The organism is Candidatus Polarisedimenticolia bacterium (assembly GCA_036001465.1).
Classification (GTDB): Bacteria; Acidobacteriota; Polarisedimenticolia; order Gp22-AA2; family Gp22-AA2; genus Gp22-AA3.
Map to the genome: position 1 here is coordinate 17,538 of DASYUH010000020.1, position 25,670 is coordinate 43,207.

Consider the following 25,670-nt stretch of genomic DNA (forward strand, 5'->3'; position numbering starts at 1 on the left):
TATCCTCGTACTGTCATGATGCGACCGGTGCTCCGTCGGCTGTGGCCGATCGCGGGATTGTCCCTGCTGCTCTTCCTCCTGGGCGTGTCGCCCTGGGGATTGTGGGAGAGGGACGAGGGGCGTTATGCCGACGTGGCCAGCGAGATGCTGGCCCGCGGAGATTTCGTGACGCCCCACGTCGACGGCACGATTTTTCTCGACAAGCCCCCCCTGGTCTACTGGGTGACGGCGGGGTCCCTGGCCATCTGGGGACATAGCGAATTCGGGGCCCGGTTCGGCCAGCTCCTGTTCGCACTCGGGACGCTCCTGGTCACATGGCGCGCCGGGATCCTGCTTCTGGGTCGTCAGGGCGGCTCGCTCGCGGTGATCGTCCTGGCATCCTCGGCACTCTTCTTCGCCTCCAGCCACATCCTCACTCTCGACCTGGCCCTCACGTTCTTCGTCTCCCTGACGCTGTTTCTCTTTCTCAAGGGGCGTCAGGGCGGAAAGGCCGGGACCGCCGCCTATGCGGGGATGTTCGCCGCCGCCGCGGGGGGCGTGCTCACCAAGGGACTCCTGGGAGCGGTCCTGCCGGCCCTGACCATCGTCTGCTTCCTGTCGGCGAGGAGGGAGTGGCGCGTCGCGCGGCACATTCCCTGGGTGCGCGGGAGCCTCCTCTTCCTGCTTCTCGCGGCTCCCTGGTATGTCGCCGTGTCGATTGCCAATCCGGAATTCCCGGTCTACTTCTTCCTGCACGAGCACCTGGCGCGATTCACCACCGCGGTGCACAGGCACCAGGGCGGCTGGTGGTACTACCTGCCGGTCCTGGCGGCCGCCCTGATGCCCTGGAGCCTGATGCTGCCGGCCTGCCTGCGCCGCAGGAGGACGGACGGCGGGGGGGCCGCCCCGGCCATTGCCCCGGAGGCGCCGGCGTTCCTGTGGTCCTGGATCATCCCGGGATTGCTCCTCTTCACCGTGGCCCAGTCCAAGCTGCCGCTCTACGTGCTGCCGCTCGTCCCTCCCCTGGCGCTCCTGATCGCCTCGAGCCTCGAGAGCCACCTGGAGCAGGAACGCCATTTGAGGTTGTTTCTCTGGCCCACGGTCCTGCTGATCGTGCTCGCGGCGGGCGCGGCCGTGATCGAACGTCGGCGCGAGGGCTGGGTGTTCCTCGACGAGGCATGGACGGGGAAGGTGGTGGGCGTCGCGGTGGCGTCCCTCGCGCTGGGGGCGCTCCTGCTCGGGCATCGCCTGGCGCGTCGCGGCCGCCACCTGACGGGCCTGGCCGCGGCGGCCCTCCTGTGGATGGCCGCGTGCTATGCCCTGTTCATGGGGATCGGGCGCGTGAATTTCCTCAACGAGACGAGGAACTTCGCCTCGATCCTGCGCCAGGAACGGCGTGGGAACGAGCCGGTCTACGCGTATCAGTGCTATCTGCGGGGGCTGCCGTTCTACCTGCGCGAGACCGTCGGACTGGTCCTGCCGCACAGCGACGACATCCGGCTTGGCCTGGAATCGGGACACTCCCCCTGGACCTTCCCCGGGGAGAAGGCGTTTCTAGCCTCGCTTCACGGCGACACGCGGATGTTCGTGGTGGTCCGCGAAGAGGACCTCCACGCGCTGCAGGTCATCGCCGGACGCCCTCTCTACATCCTCGCGCGCTCCGATCAGCATGACCTGGTCAGCAACCGGCTGGGGGACGAGCGCGGGCGGGAGCTCCAGGCGCTCCTCGGTCTCGCCGGCGTCGATCTGGACGCCGCGATCGCCCGTGCGGCGAGCATGCTTCCCGGGTCCGAGGTGGCGCTGATAGAAATCGAGCGGCTCGAGGGGGAGCCGACCTGCACCCTGCTCGTGCGGCGCGGCGGTGAGAGCTCGGAAATCAGCTTCCCGATCGCCCATCCCGCCGAGGTGACCCTGGAGGAGAGCCTGCCGGCCAGTGAAGAAACCGGCGCCGAGGTCCACCTTCTGCGGGTGGCGCCGCCCGCCGGTTCACCCGCCGAGATCTCCCGGTTCCTGCGCGCCGCCGCCGGTCTCTAGAAGGCAAGAGCGCGCGATTTGGGTTCAGTAGGTCAGGAAGGCCCCGAGCAGGACTTCGTAGTCGGGGGCGCCATCGTTGAGCGGAATGGCGACGCCACCGCGTATCCCGGTGTGCCCCTGCCTGCCGCGCGACTGCACTCCGAGCGTGAGACGAGCGTCGTCCGAGGCCCCTTCGAACCTCTCGGTCTCGTACGTCGCCTCGATGACCAGGGTCAGGGCCGCGGAGGCCGGCAGGATCAGCGCCCCTCCGAAGAAGAGGGAGTTGTCGGTAGGCGGGACCGGCGGATCGGGATCGCCGTTGAACCGCACCCCCGCGTGGGCGACGATCGACACGGCATCCAGGTCGGCACGCCACGCGGCGAAAACCTCCAGGTCGGATTTGCCGGTGCCCAGCCCCTCCTCCTCGTTGGCCGTCGGCACCTTGGCCAGGACGCCGAACGCCGCCCGTCCCCGGCCACCCGGCAGCCGGTACTTGGCGAACAGGTCGATGTCGGAAAGACCCGATTCCCCCGATCCCGGGTCCGGGTTGACGTCGAGAAAGCCGAAGCGCAGACCCCCCTCGATGTTGTTGACGATCTTGAAGGCGACGAGCGGGCCCAGGAAATGCTCGCTGCCGTTCGAGAGGTTGGTGTAGCGGTACTGCAGCTCGGCCCAGCCGCCCGTCGAGATGGCGGCGTCCTCCACGAACCGCTGGAACAGCCTCCGGTCATTGCGGTCGGCCAGGTTTTTCCGTCCGCCCCCGGGACCCGGCGCCCCGGGAGATTCCCCCGGAGGCGTCTGGGCACCGGCCGGTGGGATTCCGGCCGGCAGCAGCGCCGCGAGGAGGGCGATGACGAAAACGTGACGGCGCATCGATTTTTCCCCTGCCGCTTCTACCCCACCTGCGCCCGTTTGACAAGTGCCGCCGCGCCGACGCCGTGTCACGATACCGCCAGTTGCGCGTTTCCCCGTTCCGGCGTATCTGAAGATCACCTATGAATCCAACCCCTCAGGCGCTGTGCGGCAGGCCGCAGATCTGGGCCGTGGGCGGCGGCAAGGGCGGCACCGGCAAGTCGCTCGTCGCGGCGAGCCTCGGCATCCATCTGGCCCAGATGGGCCGGCGGGTGATCCTGGTCGATGGCGACCTCGGGGCCCCCAACCTGCACACCGTGCTCGGCCTGGATCCGCCCGCCCTGGCGCTGAGCGACTTCATCAAGCGCCGATTCGAATCGATCGAGACGGTGGTCCTCGAGACCGGCGTTCCCCGCCTGTCCCTGATCAGCGGGGCGCGCAACAGCCTGGACATCGAGAGCCTGAAGAATTTCCAGAAGACGCGCCTCCTGCGCGTGCTCCTGGGGCTGCCGGCCGACGTGGTGCTGCTCGATCTGGGGGCCGGGACGTCCCTGAATGTCCTCGACCTGTTCTCCCTGGCCGATCGGGGCCTCATGGTGATCCTGCCCGAGCCGACCTCGATCGAGAACTGCTACCGGTTCCTGAAGGCGGCCTTTCTCAGGCGGCTGTACCACCTCGGCCGGACCCTCGGCTACCAGTCGATCATCGACCTTGTCATGGAGCACCGGGACCAGTCGGACCAGGGGCGCCCCTTCGAAGTCCTGGACGAGATCGCGCGCATCGACTCGTTCGCCGCGGCGGCGATCGCCAGCCACGTCGAGACCTATCTCCCCCACCTGGTGATCAACCAGGTGCGCTCGCACGAGGACGAGCGTCTCGGGGAGTCCATGGAGTGGATTTCCGAGCGGTTCGTCCGGATCCCGCTGCGTTTCGCGGGGGCCATCCCCTACGATCCCACTCTCGTGCAGTGCCTCAAGTCGCGCAAGGCCTATCTGTCGGAGTATCCACGGTCTCGCACCGCCGAGATGCTGCGCGCCGTGGCCGAGTCGTTCTCGACGCCCCGGCCGGCGGAGGCACGCCCCCAGGCGGCCCCGTGCGGCACGGCCTTGCGCCAGGCGGACTGGGACAGGCCGGGATGGGACTCCCCCGCGATGTCCGATCCCTATCGCACTCTCGACCTGTGCCCGGGAGCCATGGACGACGAGATCCTGAACGCCTACCTGCGCCTGCGCCGCACCCTGCGCTCCGATTCGCCGGCCCTCGCCTCGCTCGATTGCGAGGCGGAACGCCGCGCGACCGTGGTCGAGGTCGAGGCGGCCTACCGCTCCCTGTCGCGCAACATCTCCAAGCGGCCGGCCCGTCAGGCCCGGCCGGTCCGCGCCTCGTCCCCGTTGTAGGCCGGCTTCCCCTTCGGCTATCATCTGCCCCCTCTTCACAGAATGCGGACACATTCGCCCGGAGGCTCGGGTCGGGGGACGGGTCATGCGCAGATCGCGACGTGATTTCCTGGCGGGTTCGGTGGCGGCGGTTGCCGGCGGCATCGTCGGCGTGGGCCGGGCGGGGGCGGCGTCCCCCGGGACCCCGGCCGCCCCCTCCGGGGTCGCCCCGGCCCCGCCCGCCGGCGTTTCGGCGGCCCTGCTGAGGCGCAATCCGGAGCATCCCCGGCCGGCCGAGTTCGATCGCCTCGACGAGGTCTGGCACAAGGGGGCCGTCAAGAGGCTGCAGGCGCGGCTCGCGGAGGAGGGGATCGACGGCGCTCTTCTCGGCGACCGCTGGAACATCATCTACTTCACCGGTCTCTGGCACACCTCGACCGAGCGGCCGTTCTTCATCTTCATCCCCGCCACCGGCCTCGACCTCACCTGGTTCCACCCGAGCCTCGACCGCGACCTCGTCGACACCTGGTGGATCAAGGACAAGGAGACCTACTTCGACTTCAAGCACGGCGAGGGGGCCTTCCCGAACCTCGGCCGCGTGCCGATGGGGGCGACGGTCGATCTGACCCGCTGGGTCCTCAAGGGCCTGCGGAAGCGCGGCTGGGCGGGCAAGGCAATCGGAGTGGACCGGCCGCTGACGTCCGACCTGACCGAGGCGGCGGGCGACATCCTGCCGAAGACGGCGCTCAGGAAGGCGGGCGATCTCTGCGAGCGCCTGCGCATGGTCAAGACCCCCGAGGAGATCGCGCTGACGCAGCGCGCCATGGACTATTTCAGCCAGATCCACGCCTTCGCGCGCGACTACATCCTGCAGCACGGCACCGACAAGACCGACTTCGACGTCCAGATGGCGGCCACCCAGTACGGCGCCGACCTGATCCTGAAGGACATCCGGCGCGACGGGAAACCGCACACCGCCGTGGGCATCGACGTCGGCATCTACGTCCGCACGGGCGTCGGGACCGCCTACCCGCACCCGAACCAGTTTCACCACAGCCGCATCAGGAGGGGGGACTCCCTTCAGGTTTCCGGCGACGTCAAGATCGGCGGGTACGGGGGGGAGCTCTATCGCGCCTATCAAATCGCTCCTCAAGATGCGTTCCGGGAAAAGGTCTGGGAGGCGCACACGGAGTGCTGCCGGATCCAGGCGGAGGCCTCGGCGGCCGGCGTCACCGGATCCCTCGTCGCCCGGCAGGTCCACGACTTCCAGGTCAAGAACGGCATGGCGAAGTACGTCTATCACCGTCCCGCCCACGGGGAAGGCTCGGAGGGGCACCAGCCACCCTACATCTCACTCGGCGATCACACCCAGCTCGAGGCCGGCATGACGTTCAGCAACGAACCGGGGCTGTATGTCCCCGAGCAGGGGTTCGGATACAACCACTCCGATAACGTCCTGGTCACGGAGGCGCGTGGCATCCAGATGAGCAGCGTGCCGTACACCAAGGAGTGGTGCTTCCTCAAGCTCTAGGAGCCCGCTGGGAGCCTGCCCGGGTATCGGGCCGGTCCACTGGATCGTGGACATCCTCCCCGGCCGGACTACATTTGGCCGTGGTGCACGCGGCGCCCCCGCGCGCACGATTGCACAAATGTATTCCCCATGCCGGCTGGCGTGCGGCAGGGACGGAGCGATGTCGCAGAAGCCTCACGATCGCACCATGGCGATCGACCGGTCGGTGGTGGACGCCGGGCGGTTCCAGAAGAGCCACGCGACCCTGGTCGTCCTCCAGGGGGCCGAGATCGGCCGCAACTACCGCCTCAGGCGGGGCCTGATGATCCTGGGCCGCGGCTTCGGGGCGGAGATCCGGATCTCCGACGACCTGGTCTCGCGCGAGCACGCGCGGATCGATTCCGCCTGGGACCCCGCGAAGCAGTTGGCCACTTATCACCTCGTCGACCTCGGAAGCACCAACCACACGTACGTCAACAACGCGTTCGTGGAGAGCGTGGAGCTGCGCGAGGGGGACAGGATCCAGGTCGGAGACACCGTCCTGAAGTTCGTGCTCCTGGACGACATCGAGGCGAAGTTCCACCAGGAGATCAGGAACCGCATCTCGTTCGATCAGCTCACGGGCCTCCTGACCAAGGAGTCTCTCTATCTGGCGCTCGACATGGAGCTCCGGCGCTGCCTGCGTTACGAGCTGCCGCTCACCGTCCTGATGATGGATCTCGACCGCTTCAAGTCGGTCAACGACACCCACGGGCACTTGATGGGAAGCCACGTCCTCGCCGAGGTGGGCCGTCTCATCCGCGAGTCGATCCGGGGCGACGACGTGGCGGCGCGTTACGGCGGGGAGGAGTTCGTCGCCTACCTCTCGGAAACCGGCACCCTGGGCGCCATTCAGGCCGCGGAGCGCGTCCGCCGGGCGATCGAGGCCCACCCGTTCAGCCTCGACGGCAAGACGATCCAGGTCACCATCAGCATCGGCATCTCCTCCTGCCCCGAGCACGGCCGCGACATCCAGGCCCTGGTCGGGCGCGCCGACCGGGCGCTCTACCGGGCCAAGGAGAGCGGCCGCAACCGCGTCGTGGTCGAGACGCCCGAGTGAGCCGGACGCCATGAGCCAACGCGCGTCCGATCGCACCATGGCCATCCCCCGGGCGGATATCGAGGGCGTGCGTTTCAGGAAGGCGCACGCCTCGCTGGTCGTGCTTCAGGGAGCGGAAATCGGCCGCGACTTCCTCCTGCGGCGCCGGACCACGGTGCTCGGCCGCGGGCCGGAGGCCGACATCCGCCTTCCCGACGACCTCGCCTCCCGCGAGCATGCGCGGGTCGAGGTGAGGTGGGACCGCGGGAAACGAAACGCCAGCTTCCACCTGACCGATCTCGGAAGCACGAACGGCACCCTGGTCAACAACCGTCTCGTCGAGTCGACGGAGCTGCGGGAGAACGACAAGATCCAGATCGGCATGACGGTCCTCAAGTTCGACCTCCTGGACGAGGTCGAGGCGCGCTTTCACGAGGAGATCCGGAACCGGATCTCCTACGATCAGCTCACCGGACTTCTCACCCGGGAATCGCTCTACCTGGCCCTGGAGAGCGAGCTGCAGCGCAGCCGCAAGTACCGCACGCCCCTCGCGGTCCTGATGATGGATCTCGACCACTTCAAGTCGGTGAACGACACGCACGGCCACCTGATGGGCAGCCACGTGCTGAGCGAGGTCGGGCGCCTCATTCGCGGATCGATCCGGGAAGATGACGTTTCGGCGCGGTACGGGGGCGAGGAATTCCTGGCCTATCTTCCCGAGAGGGGCGCGGACGAGGCGCTGCAGGCGGCGGAGCGCATCCGCCGGGCCATCGAGTCGGCTTCGATCGAGCTCGACGGTGTCAAGGTCGGCGTGACCATCAGCATCGGGATCGCCACCTTCCCGGACCACGGCGAGGACATCAAGTCGCTGGTGGGGCGCGCCGACCAGGCTCTCTACCGGGCGAAGCGGGCGGGGCGAAACCTCGTCCGGCTTTAGGTTCTCGGGCCCTGCGAACCCGCAGGCGGACTTCCTACCGGCCGCGCTTTCGGGAGGCGACCCGCTTCCCGCCGGCGAGCGCGAGGATTTCGTCGTCCTCCAGGAGACGGTCGCTGCGCTTGGCCGCATCGAAGATCCGATCGATCACGGCGTCCTTGGGCTCGATCCCCTGTTGTTCCAGCCAGAACACGACGTTCGACCGACCGCTCATCGGGCCGATCCGGATCGCCTGCCGGAAGCCGAACTGGGACGCCGGCACCCCCGAGTAGACCCGGTCCGCCAGCCAGGTGTCGTTCTTGCGCAGCGCCTTGATGACCGCCGCCGCGTGCACGCCGGTGCCGGTCTCGAAGGCGTCCCTGCCCACGACCGGGTAGTTGGGGGGGATCGGCACGCGGCACCCCTCCGAGACCAGCCGGCAGTATTCCCCCAGGCCGGACAGGTCCCGGTCGATGAGCCCCATGAGCTTCAGGTTGACCAGCAGCAGATCCATCGGCGCGTTGCCGGCGCGCTCCCCCAGGCCCAGCGCGCAGCCGTGCACCCGCGTGGCGCCGGCGGCGATCGCGGCCAGGCTGTTGGCGAGGCCCAGGCCTCGGTCGCGGTGGCCATGCCAGTCGATGCCGACGCTCCCGCCGCACTCCGCCGCGATCGAGGCGACGAAGCGGATCACCTGGCCAACACCGTGCGGCGTGGCGTGCCCGACGGTGTCGGTCACGCAGAGGCGGCGCGCGCCGCAGCGGATGGCGGTCGAGTACAGGCGTCGCAGGGTCTCGGGATGCGCCCGGGACGTATCCTCGGTCACGTACATCACCGGCAGGCCCTGTTTCAGTGCGAAGGCGATCGACTCCTCGGTCCGCTGCAACAAAAGGTCAATCGACCAGTCCTCGACGTGCTGCCGGATGGCGGACGATCCGATGAACAGGCAGGCCTCGACCGGAATGCCGATCGTCGCCGCGATGCGCGCGATCGGCTCGATGTCCCTGACCATGGTGCGCGCCGCGCAGTTCGGGCGGATGGCGAGCTTCTCCTCGACGATCTGGCGGCAGAGCGCGTCCGAGTCGGCCACCGCCTTGGGGCCGGCCCCCGGGAGCCCGACGTCGGCGGTGTCGATCCCGAGGCGGTCCATGGCCCTCAGGATGTTCATCTTCATCTCGATGGGGGGATCGGTGACGCTCGGACCCTGCAGGCCGTCGCGCAGGGTCTCGTCGTCGAGGGCGATCGGCAGGGCCGGCCCGGGGGCCCCGTCGACCCGGTTCCAGTCGTGGATCAAATCATCCCGATCCCCGTCGTTTTGCGGCATGAACCGATCTTAGGGGGGGTCCCGGGAAGGTGTCAACTTGCCGATCCGACGTCCGGACATTAAGTTATGAGCGCCTCGCATTGTGTCTCGAGGAGGAGGAGATCCATGAACTCAGAGCCCAGGACATCCAGGCCGTTCACGCCCATTTTGACCTGTCTACCGCTGGCGCTCGTCCTGGCCTTCGCGGCGCCGACCCCCGCCCGGGCCCTGGGGGACTGGGTGGGCGTGGAAGGAAGCATCTGGCGCAACAACCAGGACGGGCAGGCCTCGGTCGACGGCGACCTGTTCACCGGGACCACGTTCGACTTCCAGGACACCATCGACCTCGAGAAGAGCGACAGCTCGAAGATGGGGCGCGTGTGGTTCAAGCTGGGCAAGACCCGCTTGCTCTTCGACTATCTCGACTCCTCCCGGGAAGGGAGCAAGACGCTGACCCAGTCGTTCTTCTTCGACGACACCCCCTACGTCGCGACCGAGGACGTCGACAGCCGCCTCAACCTGAAGCTCCTGCAGGCCCAGCTGCGGTTCACGCTGGCCGATCTGAAGATCGTCGACGTCGGTGTCGGGTTCGGCCTGAACCAGGCGCAGATCAACATGGTGATGGACGGCTCGGTCAGCGGCCGCACCGAGTTCGACGAGAAGGTCCCCTACCCGACCCTCGCCGCCGCGGTCACCATCAAGCCGATGCCCGGCTTCCACATCCGGGCCGAGGCGAATGGACTCAAGGTGAACGTCAGCGGCACCCGTGTGAACGTCCTCGACACGCGGCTTCAGGTCGAAATGTACATTGCCCACGTCCTCGGTTTCTTCGCGGGATACCGGAATTACCGCTTCGACGCGGTCGATGAGGACTTCGGCTCGATCGAGAACACCTTCAAGGGCCCCTACGCCGGGATCGGCCTGAAGTTCTGAAGCCCGGAGAGACCGTCCGCGGCTAGAAGCCTGCTGCCGGGACCCGCTCGTGTAGGATGGCGGCGATGCCGCCTCCGACGAGCGTCCGCGTCCTGTTCGGCGATCCGGGGCGCCCGGTGTCCCGGGACGCCATCGACTGGGTCGCCGTCCGGCAGTCCTACGCCCGCGTCATCCTGCCGCCGGCCCTCCTCGAAGGGGATGCCCTGCCGGCGCGGGGGCGCCACGAGCCGTTCGAATCGCCCGCCCCCGAGAGCGCCCGGCTGGCGGCCGAGGCCGCGGCCCTCCTGGCGGAGCCGGGATCCGGCGTCCACGCGGCGGCGGTGGCGGCGGCGCTGGCGCTTCTCGAGGGGGCCGCCGTGATCGTTCCCGAACGGTCCAGCTTTTCCAGCCTCATCCCGCTGTCCTCCTGGTCGATGAACCTCCCGCAGCGTCCGACGGACGGCCTCCTGGTGCAGCACCTCGGGATCGCCGGAAGGCTCCCGCGGGACTGGAACGAGAGCGCCGCCGCGGCCCTCACGGCCATCCTCTCGGGCGACCCCGCGCTGGTCCGGAGGGTGACCCGCACGCGCCGGCTGGCGGCACGGCGCGAGGGCCCCTCGCGCTTCGGGCGCCTGGCGAAGAAGAGCGCCGGCCTGCGCCCGGCCGTCGTCTACCTCGATCTCCTGGCCGCGGAAGGGGCCGCCGCCCCCGGGTTCGGAGAATGGCTCCGCGGCGTCGCGCCGGAGCGGGCCACGGACCTGCTTTCCGTCGCGGGCGCGATTTTCATCTGAACGGCGCGATCGGGGCGGCCCCGACCCTTACTTCACCAGGCGCCGCCGCATCAGGTGAAGACCGAGCAGGCACAGGGGGACGGTCATCACCGCCAGGTAGAGCAGGTCCCAGCCGAGATCGCGAGGCACCCGCCCGAGCCCCAGCTCCCGGATGACGTTGGCGACGTGCGTCAAGGGGAGCAGCCAGGCGAGGCGCTGCGCCCAGACCGGCAGGACGTCCAGGGGGAAGAACGTCCCGGAGAACAGGAACATCGGCATGATGAACAGGAAGGTGGGGAAGTTGAACGAGTCGATCGCCGGCACGATCCCCGTGAAGCACAGCCCGAGCGCCGCGAAGAGGAGACCCGCCAGGAGCGAGAACGGCACGATGAGAAGGGCGTGCGGATAGTGCAGCAGCCCGAAGAAGCTGACGGCCACCATCATCACGGCGCACGAGATCGTCCCCTTGGTGGTCGCCCACAGGAGCTCCCCCGCCATGACGTCTTCGAGCGACAGCGGCGTCGTGATGATGGCGTCGAACGTCCGCTGGTAGTGCATTCTCACGAAGGTGTTGTAGGTCGTCTCGAAGAACGCCTGGAACATGACCTGCGTCGCCAGGAGGCCCGGAGCGATGAAGGCGGTGTAGCCGACCATCTCGCCCCGGTATTCCACCTCCTTGACCAGCGCGCCGATCCCGGCTCCGAAGGCCAGCAGATAGAGGATCGGCTCGGCCAGCGGCGGGAACAGGTTCGTCTTCCAGGTGACGAAATAGACGTCCCGGTTGCGCTGCCAGACGCGCACGGACCGCAGGCTCACGTTCCTGACCAGCCCGGAGACCCCCGCCAGGCTCATTCGCGCAGCTCCCTGCCGGTCAGCTTCAGGAACAGGTCCTCGAGTCCCGCCATGCGCACGGTGCAGCGCTCCGAGGGGTACAGCCGCGCGATCGCCGCGAACACCGCCTCGCCCGAGTCGGTGTAGATCCACAGCCGATCGGAGTCGGCCTCGAACGACCAGCCCCTGTCGCGCGCGAACCCCGGCAGCCCGGGCGGGAAGCCCTCAACCTCCACGACCTCCTTGCCGACGCGGCTGCGGACCAGGTCGGCCGGCGGCCCCTCGACCAGGATGCGGCCGTGGTCCATGATCACCAGGCGATCGCACAGCGATTGCGCCTCGTCCATGTAGTGCGTGGTCAGAAGGATGGTCTTCCCCTGCCGGCGCAGGGTGCGGACCCGGTCCCAGACCTGGTGCCTCGACTGCGGATCGAGGCCGGTCGTCGGCTCATCCAGGATCAGAAGATCCGGATCGTTGACCAGGGCCCGGGCGATCGCCAGGCGCCTCTTCAGGCCGCCCGAGAGCTCGCGGATGCGCGCGTCGCGCCTCTCCCACAGCCCCATGAACTCCAGGAGCTCCTTGACCCGTTCCGCCGCCGGCGCGGCCGGAATGCCGAAGTACCGCGCGAACACCGTCAGGTTCTTCCGCACCGAGAAGTCGGGGTCGAGGTTGTCCTCCTGCTGGCAGACGCCGATGCGGGCCTTGATGGCCCGGGGGGACGACCGCACGCCCATCCCGAAGACCGACAGATCCCCCGAGGTGATCGGGATCGAGCAGTGAATCATCTTGACGGTCGTCGTCTTGCCGGCGCCGTTCGGCCCGAGAAACCCGTAGCACTCGCCGGTCTGGATGGCGAAGCCGATGTCGTTCACCGCCACCAGCGCGCCAAAGGTCTTCGTGAGGCCTCGCGCCTCGATCACGGAGGGCATGGCCCTAGATTAGGAGAGGTGCCCGGCCATGGGCAAGCGACCGGTGCGGGACGGATTCCCGGCGCCCCTTGCGGGGCGCCGGGCTGCCGACTGCCCGTACGGAGAGTTGGGGGGGGGGAGTGGAGGGATCTCTTAGATGGATTCGTCCGCCCGGAGGCGCGCCGCCTCGATCCGGGCGTGGGCGGCCTCCAGCCTGGCTCTGGCGCTTTCCAGCTTCCGCCGGACGCCTTCCTCGATGCGCTTTTCGAACAGGAGATTGCGGGAGGACTCCTCGTCCCCCTCCTCGATCTCCTCGGCCGGCTCTTCCCGCTTCGGCAGGGTGACCGTGAGGCTCGTCTCGCGCCGGTCGCGCACGACCCCCAGCGGGAACGTCCTGCCGCGCCGCTCGCGCATGGCGCTGCGCAGATCGGACGAGTCCGCGACCTTTTCGCCGTCCACCTTGACGATGACGTCCCCGGCGCGCAGGCCGCCGGCGTCGGCCGGGCTCCCCTTCTTGACGGACCTCACCAGGACCCCCTCGCCGTCCTTCACGCCGAAATACTCCCCGAGCTGCCCGGTGAGGTCCTCCACGGAGACGCCCAGCCGGAACGACGACGGGATCCCCTCGAGCAGCGGGATCTCCGGCAGGTCGATCTCGGGGATCTCGATGGGCGGGATGTCGATGCTCGGAATCTCGATCCGCTTGGTGACGATTCTCTTGTGCCCGGAACCCTCGTGCTCGGTGACCTTGACCTTCACGCTGCGGCTCGCCCCGCCGCGGGAGATGCCCAGCGTCACGGTCCTTCCTGGCGGCGTCTCGCGAACGAGACGCGTGAGCTGCGCGGCCCCCTCGACCCGGTCCCCCTGGTATTCCAGGATGACGTCCTCCTTCTCCAGGCCGGCCTCCTCGGCGGGGCTTCCGGGCATGACCCCCTTGATCTCGACACCGGTCTCCTCCTTGAGGCCCAGCTCCTTCACCCTCTCGGCCGTGACGTCGGCGATGCTGACCCCCAGCCACGACCCGCCGGAGGAGAAGAAGAGCATGCGGTCGTGGGGAGCATGCGGAGCCCGGCCGGGCCTCGGGGTCGGGGCATCGGCCGGCGGCGACGGGGTCTCGGGGGCGGGGCGGGCGGCCAGAGCGGCCGCGGCCGCACCGACGATCAGAAGTCCCGTTGCGGCTGCGAGTGCTTTCGACATGGAGAGATCCTCCCGTTTCAAGGTTGCGACTTGCTGGCTTTCTGAATCACGATGTTGCCGTCGAGCGTGCGTATCTTGATGAGCGCGCCCCCCCCGCCGAGGGCGCCTTCGGCGATTTCCACGGGCCGCCCCGCGTCTTCGGCCTCCCGGTAGGCGCGCAGCGGAAACTCGCTCTGGATCCGCCGGCCCTTCGAGTTGTCGACGATGGCCCGGATCGCCACCCGCGACGACTCCGGAAGCGTCAGCAGGACGTCCCCCTGCCAGGTCTGGATGTCGGAATCGAACAGCGTCCGGCCGGCCGGGAGAATCTCCGCCTGGATGTTGCCGGCCGAGGTGACCGCCCGGATCGGCCCGTCGAAGACCTTGAGGAAGATCGGTCCGGCGCCGCTCTCGCAGCGCACCCCGCCGCGGGCCGAAGCCACCCGGATGCTGCCGCCGGCCGTCACCGCGATCACCTCGCCGCGCACGTCTCCGATGCCGATGCTTCCGCCCCGGGTCTGCGCCGAGACGTCGCCGCCGGCCGACTCGACGGTCACGTTGCCGCCCCCCGATTCGGCGCGCACCTGCGTCCCCGCGCGGCCGATGAACACGTCGCCGCCCGAGGTCTGCGCCACGACCTCCCCGGCCGCCGACTCGAGGCGGACGCTGCCCCCGGCGGTGATTAGCCGGGCCGTCCCCCCGGCGGCGCCGACCTCGATGTTTCCGCCACGCGTCTCGGCGCGCAGCGGCCCGCCGAGGCGGTCGACCGTGATGTTCCCGCCGCGGGTCTGAAGCTCCGCGCGGCCGGGCAGGCCGCGCGCCCGCACGTCTCCGGCGCCTGTGGCGACCTCGAACTCCTTCACCTGACCGGGCAGCTCGATCTCGAATTCGGCGATCAGATCGCGCCCCGCGCCCGGCGCCACCGCCTGTCCCAGGAACAGGAGCCGATCCCCGTTCACGGCGGCGCTCACCTGCAGGTCGTCGAGGAGCCTCCGCGTGGCGGCGTCATCGGCGCCCCGCGCCCGGACCCGGATGCGATAGCGCAGCTCGGGGGTGGCGGCGCCGACGGCGCTGACGGATCCCAGGTCGGTCTCGACCCGGACGCGCGGCGCCGGGTCGCGGAGGAGGCCGGTGATCTCGTGCACCAGGAACCGCCCCTCGCGGTAATAGCGCGCCTCCTGGGCGCCGGGGGGCGCAGCCGGCACGAGGGCCAGAACGGCGACGAGAACGAGCCTCCGTGTCATCGAATATCCTGCGCCGGCATGTCGTTCACCAGGGCGGCGGAGCGCAGCCGCACGTAGTCGTTCGGATCGCCGTCGGCCAGGCGCTTCAGCACCGCCAGAGTCTCGGGACCGCGCGCGTCCTTCAGGGCGTCGATGGCGCGCACCCGCATGCCGGGGTTGGTGTCGCGCAGGAGGGCCTGCACGATGGCGCCGCGAACCTCCGGGTCGCCGGCGGCACGACCCTGCAGCGCCTCGAGCGCCTTCAGGCGGGCGCCTGGATTCTCATCCTCCCGGACGGTCCCCAGGAGCGCTCGTCGCACCTCCGGATCGTCGGCGTGCCGGCGCAGCGCCTCGATCGCCTCGAGACGCAGCCCGGCGTTCCGGTTCTGCCGCACCGTCTCCAGGAGGACCTGGCGGATGCGCGGGTCGCCCGCGGTCCCTTCGAGGGCGGTCCGCCTCAGCGTGTCGTACGTCAGGCTGATTCTCTCGCTGCGCGGATCGCTGTCGCGGAAGTCGACATTGGCAATCGTCGTCCCGGCCTCCGGCGCCCTCGCGTCGACGGCCGATCCCGGCCCTCCGGCCCCCGGGGACAGCCTTCCGGCCGCGAACCCGGCCGCCAGAAGCGAGAAGGCCCACGCAGGCCACAGCCGCAACCACGGGCGGGCCGGCGCGGTCCGCCCGCCGGGCCCCGGGCCTATGGCCGCACGCAGGTCCCGCCGGCACGCCTCCAGGAGATCCGCGGAGGGTTCGACCGCCGGAGCGCTCTCCACGAGCTGGTGGATGCGCCGTGCGTCCGCGAATGACGCCTGGCAGTCGAAGCATTCCCGGAGGTGCGCCTTGAGTGCCGCCCTTTCATGGTCCTGAAGCTCCTCGCAGAGCATCAGGACGATCGCCTTTCGGTACGCTTCGCAGTCCATCACTCCGTCCCTCCCAGGGTTCCCGGCGTGTCCCTCAGCGGGGCGCCCCGGGTCACCTTCTCCGTCATGCGCGGGGGGGCCGCAGCGCCCGCTCCGCCGTGCACATGCCGCAGCGCCGCGCGCAGCCTCTGATGGGCGCGGTAGAGGCAGTTGCGGGCCGTCTCTTCCGAGGTTTCGAGAATCGCCGCGATGGCGCCGAGGCGAAGCCCCTCCCCGTGGCGCAACCCGAACACCAGCCGCTCCCGCGGCGGCAGGTCGGCCAGGGCTGTTCCGATCAAACGGCGCAGCTCTCCCGCTTCCACGGCCTTCACCGGATTCCCCTCGACGCTCCGGTCGACGACCCGAACGGCCGGGCCGGGGCCCCCGGTGTCCCCCCCGGCATCCTCCAGAGGCTCGTCGCGCGCCGTCCCGCGACGGCGGGCGTGATCCAGGCAGAGGTTCGTGGCGATGCGGAAGATCCAGGTTCCGAACGAGCACTCGTTCCGGAATCGGCGGATCCCCTTCCACGCCTTGAGGAACGTCTCCTGGTAGATGTCACGGGCGTCTTCCTCCGACTTCACGATGCCGAGCGCCAGGCGCAGGACGAGTCGGTCGTAGCGGCGCACCAGCTCGTCGAACGCCGCCGGGCTGCCCTCGCGGGCCCTCTCGATGAGTGCGTCCTCGTCAGATGGCGGCACGGCCTCGATACCCGTCTCCGGCCTGCATTCCTGTTAGACGCGGGGTGCGGGGGTTCGTGAGCAAGGATCAAGGAGCGTCGAGCAGACCGGCGTAGATCCGATGATTGCCGGGACCGTAGGTGACGAAACGCACCTCGTCGGGCGCGCCGTGCTCCAGGGCGAACGCCCGGACCGCATCCAACGCGATCCGGGCGGCGCGATCGGGGGGAAACCTGTACGCGCCGGTCGAGATGCAGGGAAAAGCGAGGCTCCGGGCGCCCACGGACAGGGCGAGGTCGAGGCTGTTGCGGTAGACGTCGCGGAGGAGCCCGTCCTCACCCCGGTCCCCGCCCTGCCAGACGGGGCCCACGGCATGGATGACGTGGCGCGCCCGTAGGCGCCCGGCTCCCGTGACGACCGCCTGCCCGGGCGGGCAGGAACCGATGCGGGCGACGATGGCCCGGCACTCCTCGAGAATCCCGGGACCACCGGCACGGTGGATGGCCCCGTCCACGCCGCCACCAACGAGGAGCCCCGGATTGGCCGCGTTGACGATGGCATCCGTATCCTGGAGAGTGAGGTCCCCCTGGACCAGGACGAGCCTCGTCCTGCCGATGATCGTCTCCGTCATGCTCTTGCCCGGATCGGCTCTTACCCGCGGATCAGCGTCCGGCTCTGCTCGCGCATGAACTGGGCGACGTAGTACGGTCCGCCCGAGGACTTGCCCGACGAGCCGCTCCCCTTCCAGCCCCCGAACGGGTTGATGCCGGGCCACGCGCCGGTCGTGGCCCCGGCGCGGCGGTTGACGTAGACCACGCCCGCCTCGATGCGATCCAGGAACTTCCTGATCTCCTTGTCGTCGGTCGAGAACAGTCCGGCGGTGAGACCGTAGTCGCTCCGGTTCGACAGTTCGAGCGCCTCGTCGAGCGTGCCGAACTCCCACAGGCAGGTGATCGGCAGGAACATCTCATCGTGCACGAGCCGGTGGTCCTTGGGCAGGCCGCCGATGATCGTCGGCCGGACGAAGAAGCCGTGGTCGTACGGCTCGCCCCGGAGCGTCTCGCCGCCGGCCAGGATCCGGCCGTCCTGCCGGCCCATCTCGACGAACTTCAGGTACTTGTCGCGGGCCGCCCCGTTGATCACCGGCCCGAGCCAGTTCTCCTTCTTCACCGGATCCCCGATGGCGATCGTCTTCGTCTTCTCCACCAGCATCTCGGTGAACGCCTTGGCCACCGACTTGTGCACGTAGATGCGCGAGCAGGCGCTGCATTTCTGCCCCTGCAGGCCGAAGGCGGATTTCAGGACGCCGTCGCTTGCCGCGTCGAGGTCGGCCGAGGCGCAGACGATCGCCGGGTTCTTGCCGCCCATCTCGGCGATGCACGGCTTGGGGTAGGCGCGCGCGAACTTGCGGTAGGTCTCGAAGCCGACCTCGCGCGAGCCGGTGAACAGGATGCCGTCCACGTCGCGGTTGGTGACCAGCTCCTCCCCCACGCTTCCTCCGGGTCCGGTGACGAAGTTGAACACCCCCGTCGGCAGGCCCGCCTCGCGGTAGCACTCGGCCAGCGCCAGCCCGGTCAGGGGCGTATCGCTCGCCGGCTTGAAGACCACCGTGTTGCCTCCCAGAAGGGCGCCCGCGCTCGGCCCGCCCGAGAGGGCCATGGGGAAATTGAACGGCGAGATGATGACCCAGACGCCGTACGGCCGCAGGACGTCCCGGTTGTCCTCCTTCTCCGACAACCGCTCCATGGGAAGCTCGAACCCCTGGTGCCGCTCGACCTGGTCGCAGTAGTAGGTCATCAGGTCGACGGTCTCCTGCGCGTCCCCCATCGCCTCCAGGCGGTTCTTGCCGACCTCCATGCCCATCAGGGCGGCGATGTCGAAGCGTCGTTTCTCGATGACGGCCGCCGCCTTGCGGATGAGCTCGACCCGCTCGCGCCACGGCAGGTCCCTCCAGACGCTCTCGTAGGCCTTGCGCGCCGCGACGATCGCCGTCTGCGCGTCGGCGCGGGTGCCGGACGCGAAGTGCCCCAGGACCACGCGGGTGTCGCTCGGGCTCGTGTCGGCGAACGTCTCCTTGGAGGGGATCTCCTTGGCTCCGATGAAGTGGCCGTGGGTCTTCCCCAGGGTCGCCTTGACCCGCTCGACCGCCTCGTCGTACGCCTTGTTGAACTCGGGGGTCTGGCCCGCCGCGAGGGTGGCGTAGGTCACCCTGGGGCCGGCCGCTTTCGTGTCAGCCATCGTCGGATACCTCCTCACCGGTTGGGCGAGATTGTAGCGCATCAGGGCACCAGGAGGGATCGGGCGGCCTCCTTCGTGCCGGGGTCGGTCTCGGCGTCGACGTACGCCTGGATCACCTGGCGCGCCGTCTGGCCGGCGATGGCCACGACCGATCGAGCCGCCGCGAGCCGCACGCCGGAGACAGGATCCTGAAGCGCCGCGCGCAGGGCCGGGATGCCCGTCGCCAGGCCAAGCTCCCCCAGCGCCTCCGCCGCCGGCAGGCGCGCTTCGGCGGGGCCGTCGCGCAGTACCGCCGCCAGAGGATCGAGCGCCCGGTCGTCGCCGATGCTCCCCAGGAGGCGCACCGTCTCCACGAGCTGGACCACGGCGGGCGGCCGACCGGCCAGGAGCCGCGCCGCCTCCCCCACCAGCCCCGGAACCGCGCGCTCGCGGAACTGCGCGAGGGCACCGGACGCGGCGGCGCGCACCTCGGGGACCGGATCCCCCAGCCGCTCGATCAGGGGACCGAGGGCCGCCTCATCCCCGAGCCGCCCCAGGGAGACGGCCGCGAGACGCCGGACCCGCTCATCCCGGTCCGCGGCCGCGCCCAGGACCGCCTGAAGGGATCGCTCGACCGGGACGAACCCCAGGTCGAAGACGGCGTCGGCGCGCACCTGCGCCTCGTCGTCGACGAGGTCGCGCAGGAGCGCCTCCACGTGGTCCCGCCGGGCCGAGAACCCGCGCACCGTCTTCACCCGCACGTCCGGCCGCCCCACCTCGACGCGGACGCGTCGCCGGCGCTTCTCGGCCTGACGCGGGTCGATGTCGTACGCCAGGTAGTACTGGCTGAGGAACTCCTCTCCCAGGCGCGCGAACAGCCCCGCCAGGTCGCCGCCGGTATAGAGGAGCCGCCCGCCGGTCTCTTCGACGAACCCCTCGAACGGCAGCCAGGAGGTGGCGCTCATGCCCGGGCGGATGCCGTACACCACCGTCTGCGATCGGAAGCAGAGGCGCAGGAGGTCCTGCAGGTAGAGCGACTGGTTGACCGAGCCGCTGCGGCTTATGTCGACGTCGAGACCGTCGCTCACGACCAGGATCACCTTGCGGCCCGGCCGCTCTCTGAGATCTTTCAGGGTCTCCTCGATCGAGCGGAACAGAGCGGTCCCGCCCCAGGCCTTGCCGATCCGGCCCAGGGTCTTCGAGGGATCGCCGGGGTCGGAGGTGAACTTCTGGAGAACGGTGAGCTGGTCGTTGAACCGGGCCACCATGATCTCGTCCTTCGGCCGCAGGCCGGCGAGAAGCGCCTGCGCCGCCTCGCGCACCCGCTTCACCTGCCCCGACATGCTCTGGGACAGGTCGAGGAGCACGGCGACCGACAGCGGGCGATCCCGCCGCTCCCCTTCGGGGCCGAAATCGGCCAGCTCCATCGGGACGCCGTCCTCCAGGATCTTGAAATCGTCCCGGGTCAGCCCGCGCACCGGGCGCCCCTGCCGGTCGATCACGGTGACGGTCAGGCCGACTCGCAGGTACGGCCGCTCCTGGACCCGGACGTATTCGCGGAAGGACGGGACGGCCGGCGCGGCCGATTCCGCCGCGAAGCCAGGTATCGTGGGCGGGAAGCCGGCGATCGCTGCCAGCAGGATGGGGATGGCGCGCCGCATGATGTATTCTCCACCCGAACCTGTCCGATGATAAGGTGGGCCCATGAGAATTCCTGAACAGGTCGGGCGGCGGCCCCTGAGCGAGGAGCTGGCGTTCGTGTGCCTCAGGCTCCAGGCGGACGAGGCGGACATCCTCGGGAAGGCGCTGAGGCGCGGGGTCTTCGAAATCTACAAGGCGGTGGTGCTGCACGAGCTGCAGATCGGGCGCCTCGGTCCGGAGGAGGCCCGGAGGATGCTGGGGAGCCTCGTCGTGGCGCGGGCCGGGTCGGAGCAGAGGCCACCGGCACGTGGAGGCTCCCGCAAGCCGGGCCGCGCCCGCCGCCGGGCCGCACGCGGCCGCCGGCCCTGATCGAGGCGTCAGCGGCTCTTGAAGATGCCGCGCCGGCGGAACACGAAATACATCCCGGCCCCCACCACGGCCATCAGGACGTAGGCGAACAGGTGGCCGAACTTCCAGTGAAACTCCGGCATGTCGAAGTTCATGCCGTAGATCCCGGCGATGAAGGTCAGCGGGATGAACAGCGTGGTGATGACCGTCAGGACCCGCATGATCTCGTTGGTCCGGTTGGAGACGATCGACAGGTGCGCCTCGAGCGCTCCCGCCACCAGCTCGCGGTACGAATCGGCCAGGTCGGTGATCCGGACCAGGTGATCGAAGACGTCGCGCAGGTAGACGGCGGTCTTGTCGTCGATCAGGGGAAACTCGCGACGGCTCAGGCGCAGCAAGATCTCCCTCTGGTGGCCGGAGAAGCGGCGCAGCCGCACGAGGGCCTTGCGCAGATCGAAGACGTCCTGCAGGATGGCGGACGTGGAGGCGGCGAGGCACTCCTTCTCGATCTCGTCGATCCGCTTCTGGAGGGTCTCCATCAGAGGCAGGTACAGGTCGACCTGGTAGTCGAGCACCCGGTAGAGGACCATGCCGGGCCCTTCGGCCATCAGGCGGGGGTTGCGGCGGACGCCTTCCAGGGTCGCCTGGATGCTTCGCGAGGCGTCGCGATGGCAGGTGACCAGGAAGTTCGGACCCAGGAACGCCGCCAGCTGCCGGCTCTTGAATTCGCGCGCCGAGCTCTCCGGGTGGACGCCGTGGGACAGGATGAACAGGTGCGAGCCGTAATCGTCGATCTTGGGATGGTGCCGGCGGGCCTCGCAGTCTTCGATGGCCAGGGGGTGGACATGAAACGTGGACGTCAGGAAGCCGGCCTCGTCGCCGATCGGACCGCTCAGGTCCACCCAGATCGTGGTGCCGGCGGTCTTGAGGAGATCGGGCAGCCGCTCCTTCGTCACCGCCTCGTCCAGCTTCCCTTCGGCGCTGCAGGCGACGATCGTGAGCATGGCGCCCCTCCGTCACACGGTCTGGCGCGGCGGATGATAGCACGCGCGATCGCCCAGGCTCCCGCCGCGGTCGGCGCGGCGGCGGCCGCGCTCATCGCGACCGCCCTGGCCGCCTGCGCCGGCGCGCCGCCGGAAGCGCCCGCCGATCTCCTGATCGTCGGCGGTCGCGTGTTCACCGTCGAGCCGGGTCGCCCCTGGGCCGAGGCGGTGGCGGTCAGAGGCGATCGCATCGTCAAGGTGGGGACCGAGGCGGAGGTCCGGACCCTGAAGGGCCCGAACACCCGCGAGTACGACGCCACGGGCGGCGTCGTCCTCCCCGGGATCAACGACTCCCACACCCATTTCCTGGACGGCTCTCTCGGCCTGGACCAGGTCGACCTGACGGGGGCCACGACCCTGCCCGAGATCCAGGAGAAGGTCAGGCAGTTCGCGGCCGGACATCCGGACGAGCCGTGGATCCTGGGGACCGGGTGGCTGTATTCCAGCTTCCCCGGGAGGTTTCCGAAGCGCGGCGAGCTCGACGCCGCCGAGGCGGTCCGTCCCGTGTTCCTGTACTCGTACGACGGCCATTCGGCGTGGTGCAACAGCGCCGCGCTGAAGGCCGCCGGCATCACCGCGACGACACCGCAGCTCGAAAAAAGCCAGGGGGAGATCGTCAAGGACCCGAAGTCCGGTGCTCCGACCGGCACGCTCAAGGAGGGGGCGACCTCCCTCGTCGAGCGGGTCGTCCCGAAGCCGTCGCACGAGAAGAAGAAGGCCGCGCTGGTTCAGGGAATGCGGCGGGCCAACAGCCTCGGCGTCACCAGCGTGCAGAACTGCAGCGGCGGCCAGGACGAGATCGACCTGTACGCCGAGCTGCAGCGGGAGGGGCTCATCACGGTGCGGACCTCCACGGCGTTCACCATGCCCGACACCCCCGAGGAGCTGACCGACTCCCTGGTCGCGACGATCGAGGCGGCGCGGCAGGCGCACCAGGATCACTTCGTGCGCGCCGGCACCGTCAAGTTCTTCGCCGACGGGGTGATCGAGTCGAACACCGCGGCGATGCTGGCCCCCTACTCGAACGATCCGTCGACCCGGGGCGCCGCGCGCTACGATCCCGCCAGGCTCGAGACGATGGTCGATCGGATGGACGCGAAGGGCTTCCAGATCTACATCCACGCCATCGGCGACCGCGGCGTGCGCATGTCGCTCGACGCCCTGGAGAACGCGATGCGCGCCCGCCCCGGCCGGGACCGCCGGCACCGCCTGGAGCACATCGAGACGATCGACGCCGCCGACATCCCCCGCTTCGGCGCGCTCGGGATCATCGTCAGCATGCAGCCGTACCACGCCTACCCCGAGCCGAACCTGCTCTCGGTTTGGGCCGCCAACATCGGCCCCGAGAGGGTCGAGCGCGCCTTCGCCTGGAACGCCATCGCCCGGGCCGGCGGCCGCCTGGTGTTCGGGAGCGACTGGCCGGTCGTGACGATCGATCCGCTGATCGGCATCCACAACGCCGTGCTGCGACAGAACACCGACGGGACGCCCGCGGGGGGCTGGGTCCCGGCGCAGCGCGTCACGCTGGACGAGGCGATCGCCGCGTACACGCTGAACGGGGCCTACGGATCGTTCGAGGAGGACGCGAAGGGATCGATCAAGGAAGGGAAGCTGGCGGACCTGGCGCTCTTCTCGCCGGACCTGTTCAAGGTTCCGGCCGCTGACATCCACAAGAGCCGGGTCATCCTGACGGTCTTCAACGGCCGCGAGGTGTATCGCGCGCCGGCACCGTGAGCCTCCCCGAGGCTCAGGCCTGCGGCGGCGGGATCAACAACCTGCCCCGGCGGATGGCCACCAGATCGGCGAGCATCCCGTAGGCGGTCTGCTCGACGCCGGACTCGACGCTGCCGATGTTGATGGTGCCCGCCAGCTCGGTGTCGAGCGTCAGCCCCAGCGAGAACCCCCGGAGCGACGCCAGGAAATCTCCCGCCTCCAGGCCGGCCGCGCGCACGCGCGCGGGGCCGTCCGCCGCGGCCTCGGCCAACAGCCGCACGGCCCGCCCGGCGCGCGCCTGATCCCGTGCCCAGCCGGGGTCGACGTCGGAGAGCGGTGTGCGCTCGACATCAGCCGGCCGCAGATCGCGGCCCATCAGGACGTTGGCCACGATCACCGCCTTCACCGCCTGGTCCCAGCCGTCGAGATCGTGCGATGGATCGGCCTCCGCGAAGCCCCGCCTCTGCATCTCGCGCACCGCCGCCTCGGCCGGCTCGCCGCGGGCGATGGCCTGCAGGACGTGGTTGCTGGTCGAGTTCAGGACACCCCGGAAGCCCAGGAGCCTGCCCACCGGCACCGACGCCTCGAACAGGTTGAACACCGGCATGCAATCGGCCACTGCCGACTCGAAACGGAACCCGGCGCCTTTCGCCAGCGCCGCGGCGAACAGCTCGTGCGCCCCGAACGCCACCGGCCCCTTGTTGGCGGTGACCACCGACACCCCGCGGCCCAGGGCGGCGCGCACGTGCGACAGCGCAGGCTCTCCGGAGTGAGGATTGAGCGGCGTCGCCTCGAACAGCAAATCGATCGGCGCCGACGCGATCGCCTCCGGCAGCCGGAGGGCCTGCGACCAGCCGTCGCGCAGCGCCCTCTCGAGGCTGATGCCGGAGGGTTCGACCCAGGCGCCCCGGCGCGCGCTCGCCAGGAGCGTGACCTCGAAGGTCAGCCCGCAGCGCCGTGCGAGCTCCTCCCGGCGCGCCAGCATGAGACGCGCCAGCGCCTGACCGACGTTACCAAACCCGGCGAACCCGAGACGGAAGTGGCGGCTCTCCATGGTCACGCATGATAACCGCTCGGACGGAGCGCGGCCCCGCCTGTTTCGCGGCGTGGTCGCACCGGGTGACAGGTCTCCCCCGGCTGGGGTAGGATGGCGCCGTTTCCGGCGTAGCGCGCATTCAACACATGTTCACGGAGGGACGTGCATGCCTGATCGGATCAGGATCCGCTTCGGCGAGGCGATGGGTGCAGGCAGCGAAGACTGGCTCTGGACCGAGCCGGAGATCGCGATCGGCGAGCAGGACGGCCCGGTGGGACAGGCCTTCGCCACGCTGATGGGGCAGAGCGCCGGATTCTCGCGCTTCTTCTGCCTGGTGGACGGCGGGAAGATGGTCAAGCCGGCCACCATCATGGTGCCGAAGGTCCAGCTGAAGAAGATGGCCGACGTGATGGTCTACGGCGGGCCGGTCCAGGCCGGCATCGCGGACGGAGTGCTGGACGCCGTGCAGGCGGGCATCATCCCGAAGAACAAGACCGAGAACCTGTGCATCATCGCCATGGTGTGGGTCGATCCGCGCCTGTCGGACATGAAGGACGCCGACTTCAACGAGCTCTACCGCAACAACCGCACGGCCATGAAGGAGGCGATCGAGAAGGCGCTGAAGGGGAAGCCCTCGGCGCAGGACCTGCTCAAGGAGGACCGCTCCATGCCGCGGCACATGTACTTCAACCGCGACAAGAAGAAGTGGGTCCTCGAGTAACGCCGCAACGGGAGGTGACGCATGCCCGAAAAACCCGCCGTCCTGCCGGACGACGTCGTGTCGGCGCGCCTGGAGAAGGAGCTGCCGGGATGGAAGCTGCAGGATGGCTGGCTCCGCCGCAAGTACTCAACCGACGGCTGGCCGACCACACTGATGCTGGTCAACGCCATCGGCTTCCTCAGCGAGGCGGCCTACCACCATCCCGACCTGGAGGTCACCTGGGGCAAGGTCTGGGTCAAGCTGAAGACGCACGCCTCCGGCGGGATCACCGAGAGGGACTTCGCCCTGGCGAAGGAGATCGAGACGCTCGCCCTCTGGCGGCCGCCCGCCGGCTCGGCGATGGAAGGAACCCCGAACAAGTTCACCCACGGCAAGTAGGCGCCCCCGCCGCGTGAGCGCGCTCCTGCGAACGGCGCACCTCCTCGCCCTCGGGATCTGGGTCGGCAGCGTCGTCTTCTTCTCGTTCTTCACCGCGCCGACCCTGTTCGGCGCCCTGCCGCGCGACATGGCCGGCCGGGCGGTGTCGGCGATCTTCCC

Annotated in this window: 25 protein-coding genes; 12 read left to right on the top strand and 13 right to left on the bottom strand. The window is 69.5% G+C overall.

What is annotated here, in order from left to right; translation table 11 throughout:
- The first annotated feature begins 27 nt into the window (after positions 1–27).
- Complete coding sequence (locus VGV60_04350) at positions 28–2,013, top strand: glycosyltransferase family 39 protein (protein HEV8700487.1); 1,986 nt, start codon at positions 28–30, stop codon at positions 2,011–2,013.
- A 24-nt stretch (positions 2,014–2,037) separates the two neighbouring features.
- Here VGV60_04350 and VGV60_04355 read toward each other — a convergent pair whose 3' ends face one another.
- Complete coding sequence (locus VGV60_04355) at positions 2,038–2,865, bottom strand: hypothetical protein (GenBank protein ID HEV8700488.1); 828 nt, start codon at positions 2,863–2,865, stop codon at positions 2,038–2,040.
- 122 nt (positions 2,866–2,987) lie between these two features.
- On the opposite strand from VGV60_04355, the gene VGV60_04360 reads away from it, so the two are divergent.
- The 4 genes from VGV60_04360 to VGV60_04375 all read left to right on the top strand — a co-directional run bounded on the left by VGV60_04360 (position 2,988) and on the right by VGV60_04375 (position 7,745).
- Positions 2,988–4,241 (top strand): P-loop NTPase, encoded by a 1,254-nt coding sequence (locus VGV60_04360; GenBank protein ID HEV8700489.1) that lies wholly within the window; start codon positions 2,988–2,990, stop codon positions 4,239–4,241.
- A gap of 85 nt (positions 4,242–4,326) precedes the next feature.
- Positions 4,327–5,751 (top strand): M24 family metallopeptidase, encoded by a 1,425-nt coding sequence (locus VGV60_04365; GenBank protein HEV8700490.1) that lies wholly within the window; start codon positions 4,327–4,329, stop codon positions 5,749–5,751.
- A 160-nt stretch (positions 5,752–5,911) separates the two neighbouring features.
- Positions 5,912–6,829 (top strand): GGDEF domain-containing protein, encoded by a 918-nt coding sequence (locus VGV60_04370; GenBank protein HEV8700491.1) that lies wholly within the window; start codon positions 5,912–5,914, stop codon positions 6,827–6,829.
- A gap of 10 nt (positions 6,830–6,839) precedes the next feature.
- On the top strand, positions 6,840–7,745 hold the full coding sequence (locus VGV60_04375) for a GGDEF domain-containing protein (GenBank protein ID HEV8700492.1): 906 nt from the start codon (positions 6,840–6,842) through the stop codon (positions 7,743–7,745).
- Positions 7,746–7,779: 34 nt separating this feature from the next.
- Here the strand turns inward: VGV60_04375 and VGV60_04380 are convergent, their stop codons facing one another.
- Positions 7,780–9,042 carry a LeuA family protein gene (locus VGV60_04380; protein ID HEV8700493.1) on the bottom strand — a complete coding sequence of 421 codons (1,263 nt, stop codon included), beginning with the start codon at positions 9,040–9,042 and terminating at the stop codon, positions 7,780–7,782.
- Positions 9,043–9,147: 105 nt separating this feature from the next.
- Between VGV60_04380 and VGV60_04385 the strand changes: the two genes are divergently transcribed.
- Together VGV60_04385 and VGV60_04390 are read left to right on the top strand one after the other, a co-directional pair.
- Entirely contained in the window at positions 9,148–9,954 is an 807-nt protein-coding gene (locus VGV60_04385) for a hypothetical protein (protein HEV8700494.1), read from the top strand.
- 65 nt (positions 9,955–10,019) lie between these two features.
- Entirely contained in the window at positions 10,020–10,724 is a 705-nt protein-coding gene (locus VGV60_04390; GenBank protein HEV8700495.1) for a hypothetical protein, read from the top strand.
- Positions 10,725–10,751: 27 nt separating this feature from the next.
- Here the strand turns inward: VGV60_04390 and VGV60_04395 are convergent, their stop codons facing one another.
- From VGV60_04395 to VGV60_04435, 9 genes are all read right to left on the bottom strand, one after another.
- Positions 10,752–11,555 (bottom strand): ABC transporter permease, encoded by an 804-nt coding sequence (locus VGV60_04395; protein HEV8700496.1) that lies wholly within the window; start codon positions 11,553–11,555, stop codon positions 10,752–10,754.
- Positions 11,552–12,463, bottom strand: coding sequence for an ABC transporter ATP-binding protein (locus tag VGV60_04400; protein ID HEV8700497.1), 912 nt, complete (start codon positions 12,461–12,463; stop codon positions 11,552–11,554). The genes VGV60_04395 and VGV60_04400 overlap by 4 nt, the downstream gene beginning before the upstream one ends.
- Positions 12,464–12,595: 132 nt before the next feature.
- Positions 12,596–13,639 carry a PDZ domain-containing protein gene (locus tag VGV60_04405; GenBank protein ID HEV8700498.1) on the bottom strand — a complete coding sequence of 348 codons (1,044 nt, stop codon included), beginning with the start codon at positions 13,637–13,639 and terminating at the stop codon, positions 12,596–12,598.
- A 17-nt stretch (positions 13,640–13,656) separates the two neighbouring features.
- On the bottom strand, positions 13,657–14,862 hold the full coding sequence (locus VGV60_04410; GenBank protein HEV8700499.1) for a hypothetical protein: 1,206 nt from the start codon (positions 14,860–14,862) through the stop codon (positions 13,657–13,659).
- On the bottom strand, positions 14,859–15,758 hold the full coding sequence (locus tag VGV60_04415) for a HEAT repeat domain-containing protein (GenBank protein HEV8700500.1): 900 nt from the start codon (positions 15,756–15,758) through the stop codon (positions 14,859–14,861). The genes VGV60_04410 and VGV60_04415 overlap by 4 nt, the downstream gene beginning before the upstream one ends.
- On the bottom strand, positions 15,758–16,435 hold the full coding sequence (locus VGV60_04420) for a sigma-70 family RNA polymerase sigma factor (GenBank protein HEV8700501.1): 678 nt from the start codon (positions 16,433–16,435) through the stop codon (positions 15,758–15,760). The genes VGV60_04415 and VGV60_04420 overlap by 1 nt, the downstream gene beginning before the upstream one ends.
- A gap of 67 nt (positions 16,436–16,502) precedes the next feature.
- Positions 16,503–17,045 carry a macro domain-containing protein gene (locus VGV60_04425; GenBank protein HEV8700502.1) on the bottom strand — a complete coding sequence of 181 codons (543 nt, stop codon included), beginning with the start codon at positions 17,043–17,045 and terminating at the stop codon, positions 16,503–16,505.
- Between the two features lie 20 nt (positions 17,046–17,065).
- Complete coding sequence (locus VGV60_04430) at positions 17,066–18,652, bottom strand: aldehyde dehydrogenase family protein (protein ID HEV8700503.1); 1,587 nt, start codon at positions 18,650–18,652, stop codon at positions 17,066–17,068.
- 41 nt (positions 18,653–18,693) lie between these two features.
- Positions 18,694–20,292, bottom strand: a complete 1,599-nt coding sequence (locus VGV60_04435) for a VWA domain-containing protein (GenBank protein HEV8700504.1) — start codon at positions 20,290–20,292, stop codon at positions 18,694–18,696.
- A gap of 43 nt (positions 20,293–20,335) precedes the next feature.
- Here VGV60_04435 and VGV60_04440 point away from each other — a divergent pair, with 43 nt between their 5' ends.
- Positions 20,336–20,641, top strand: a complete 306-nt coding sequence (locus tag VGV60_04440; protein HEV8700505.1) for a hypothetical protein — start codon at positions 20,336–20,338, stop codon at positions 20,639–20,641.
- A gap of 8 nt (positions 20,642–20,649) precedes the next feature.
- Here VGV60_04440 and corA read toward each other — a convergent pair whose 3' ends face one another.
- Positions 20,650–21,624, bottom strand: coding sequence for a magnesium/cobalt transporter CorA (gene corA, locus VGV60_04445; protein HEV8700506.1), 975 nt, complete (start codon positions 21,622–21,624; stop codon positions 20,650–20,652).
- A 33-nt stretch (positions 21,625–21,657) separates the two neighbouring features.
- Between corA and VGV60_04450 the strand changes: the two genes are divergently transcribed.
- The gene (locus VGV60_04450; protein ID HEV8700507.1) at positions 21,658–23,397 is read left to right on the top strand and encodes an amidohydrolase; all 1,740 of its coding nucleotides are present in this window, start codon (positions 21,658–21,660) and stop codon (positions 23,395–23,397) included.
- A gap of 13 nt (positions 23,398–23,410) precedes the next feature.
- Here VGV60_04450 and VGV60_04455 read toward each other — a convergent pair whose 3' ends face one another.
- Positions 23,411–24,430, bottom strand: a complete 1,020-nt coding sequence (locus VGV60_04455; GenBank protein HEV8700508.1) for a homoserine dehydrogenase — start codon at positions 24,428–24,430, stop codon at positions 23,411–23,413.
- A 148-nt stretch (positions 24,431–24,578) separates the two neighbouring features.
- Here VGV60_04455 and fae point away from each other — a divergent pair, with 148 nt between their 5' ends.
- The 3 genes from fae to VGV60_04470 all read left to right on the top strand — a co-directional run.
- Positions 24,579–25,133, top strand: coding sequence for a formaldehyde-activating enzyme (gene fae, locus VGV60_04460; protein HEV8700509.1), 555 nt, complete (start codon positions 24,579–24,581; stop codon positions 25,131–25,133).
- Positions 25,134–25,154: 21 nt separating this feature from the next.
- The gene (locus tag VGV60_04465; GenBank protein HEV8700510.1) at positions 25,155–25,511 is read left to right on the top strand and encodes a 4a-hydroxytetrahydrobiopterin dehydratase; all 357 of its coding nucleotides are present in this window, start codon (positions 25,155–25,157) and stop codon (positions 25,509–25,511) included.
- 13 nt (positions 25,512–25,524) lie between these two features.
- On the top strand, positions 25,525–25,670 hold a 146-nt coding region (locus VGV60_04470; GenBank protein ID HEV8700511.1), incomplete at its 3' end, for a DUF4149 domain-containing protein.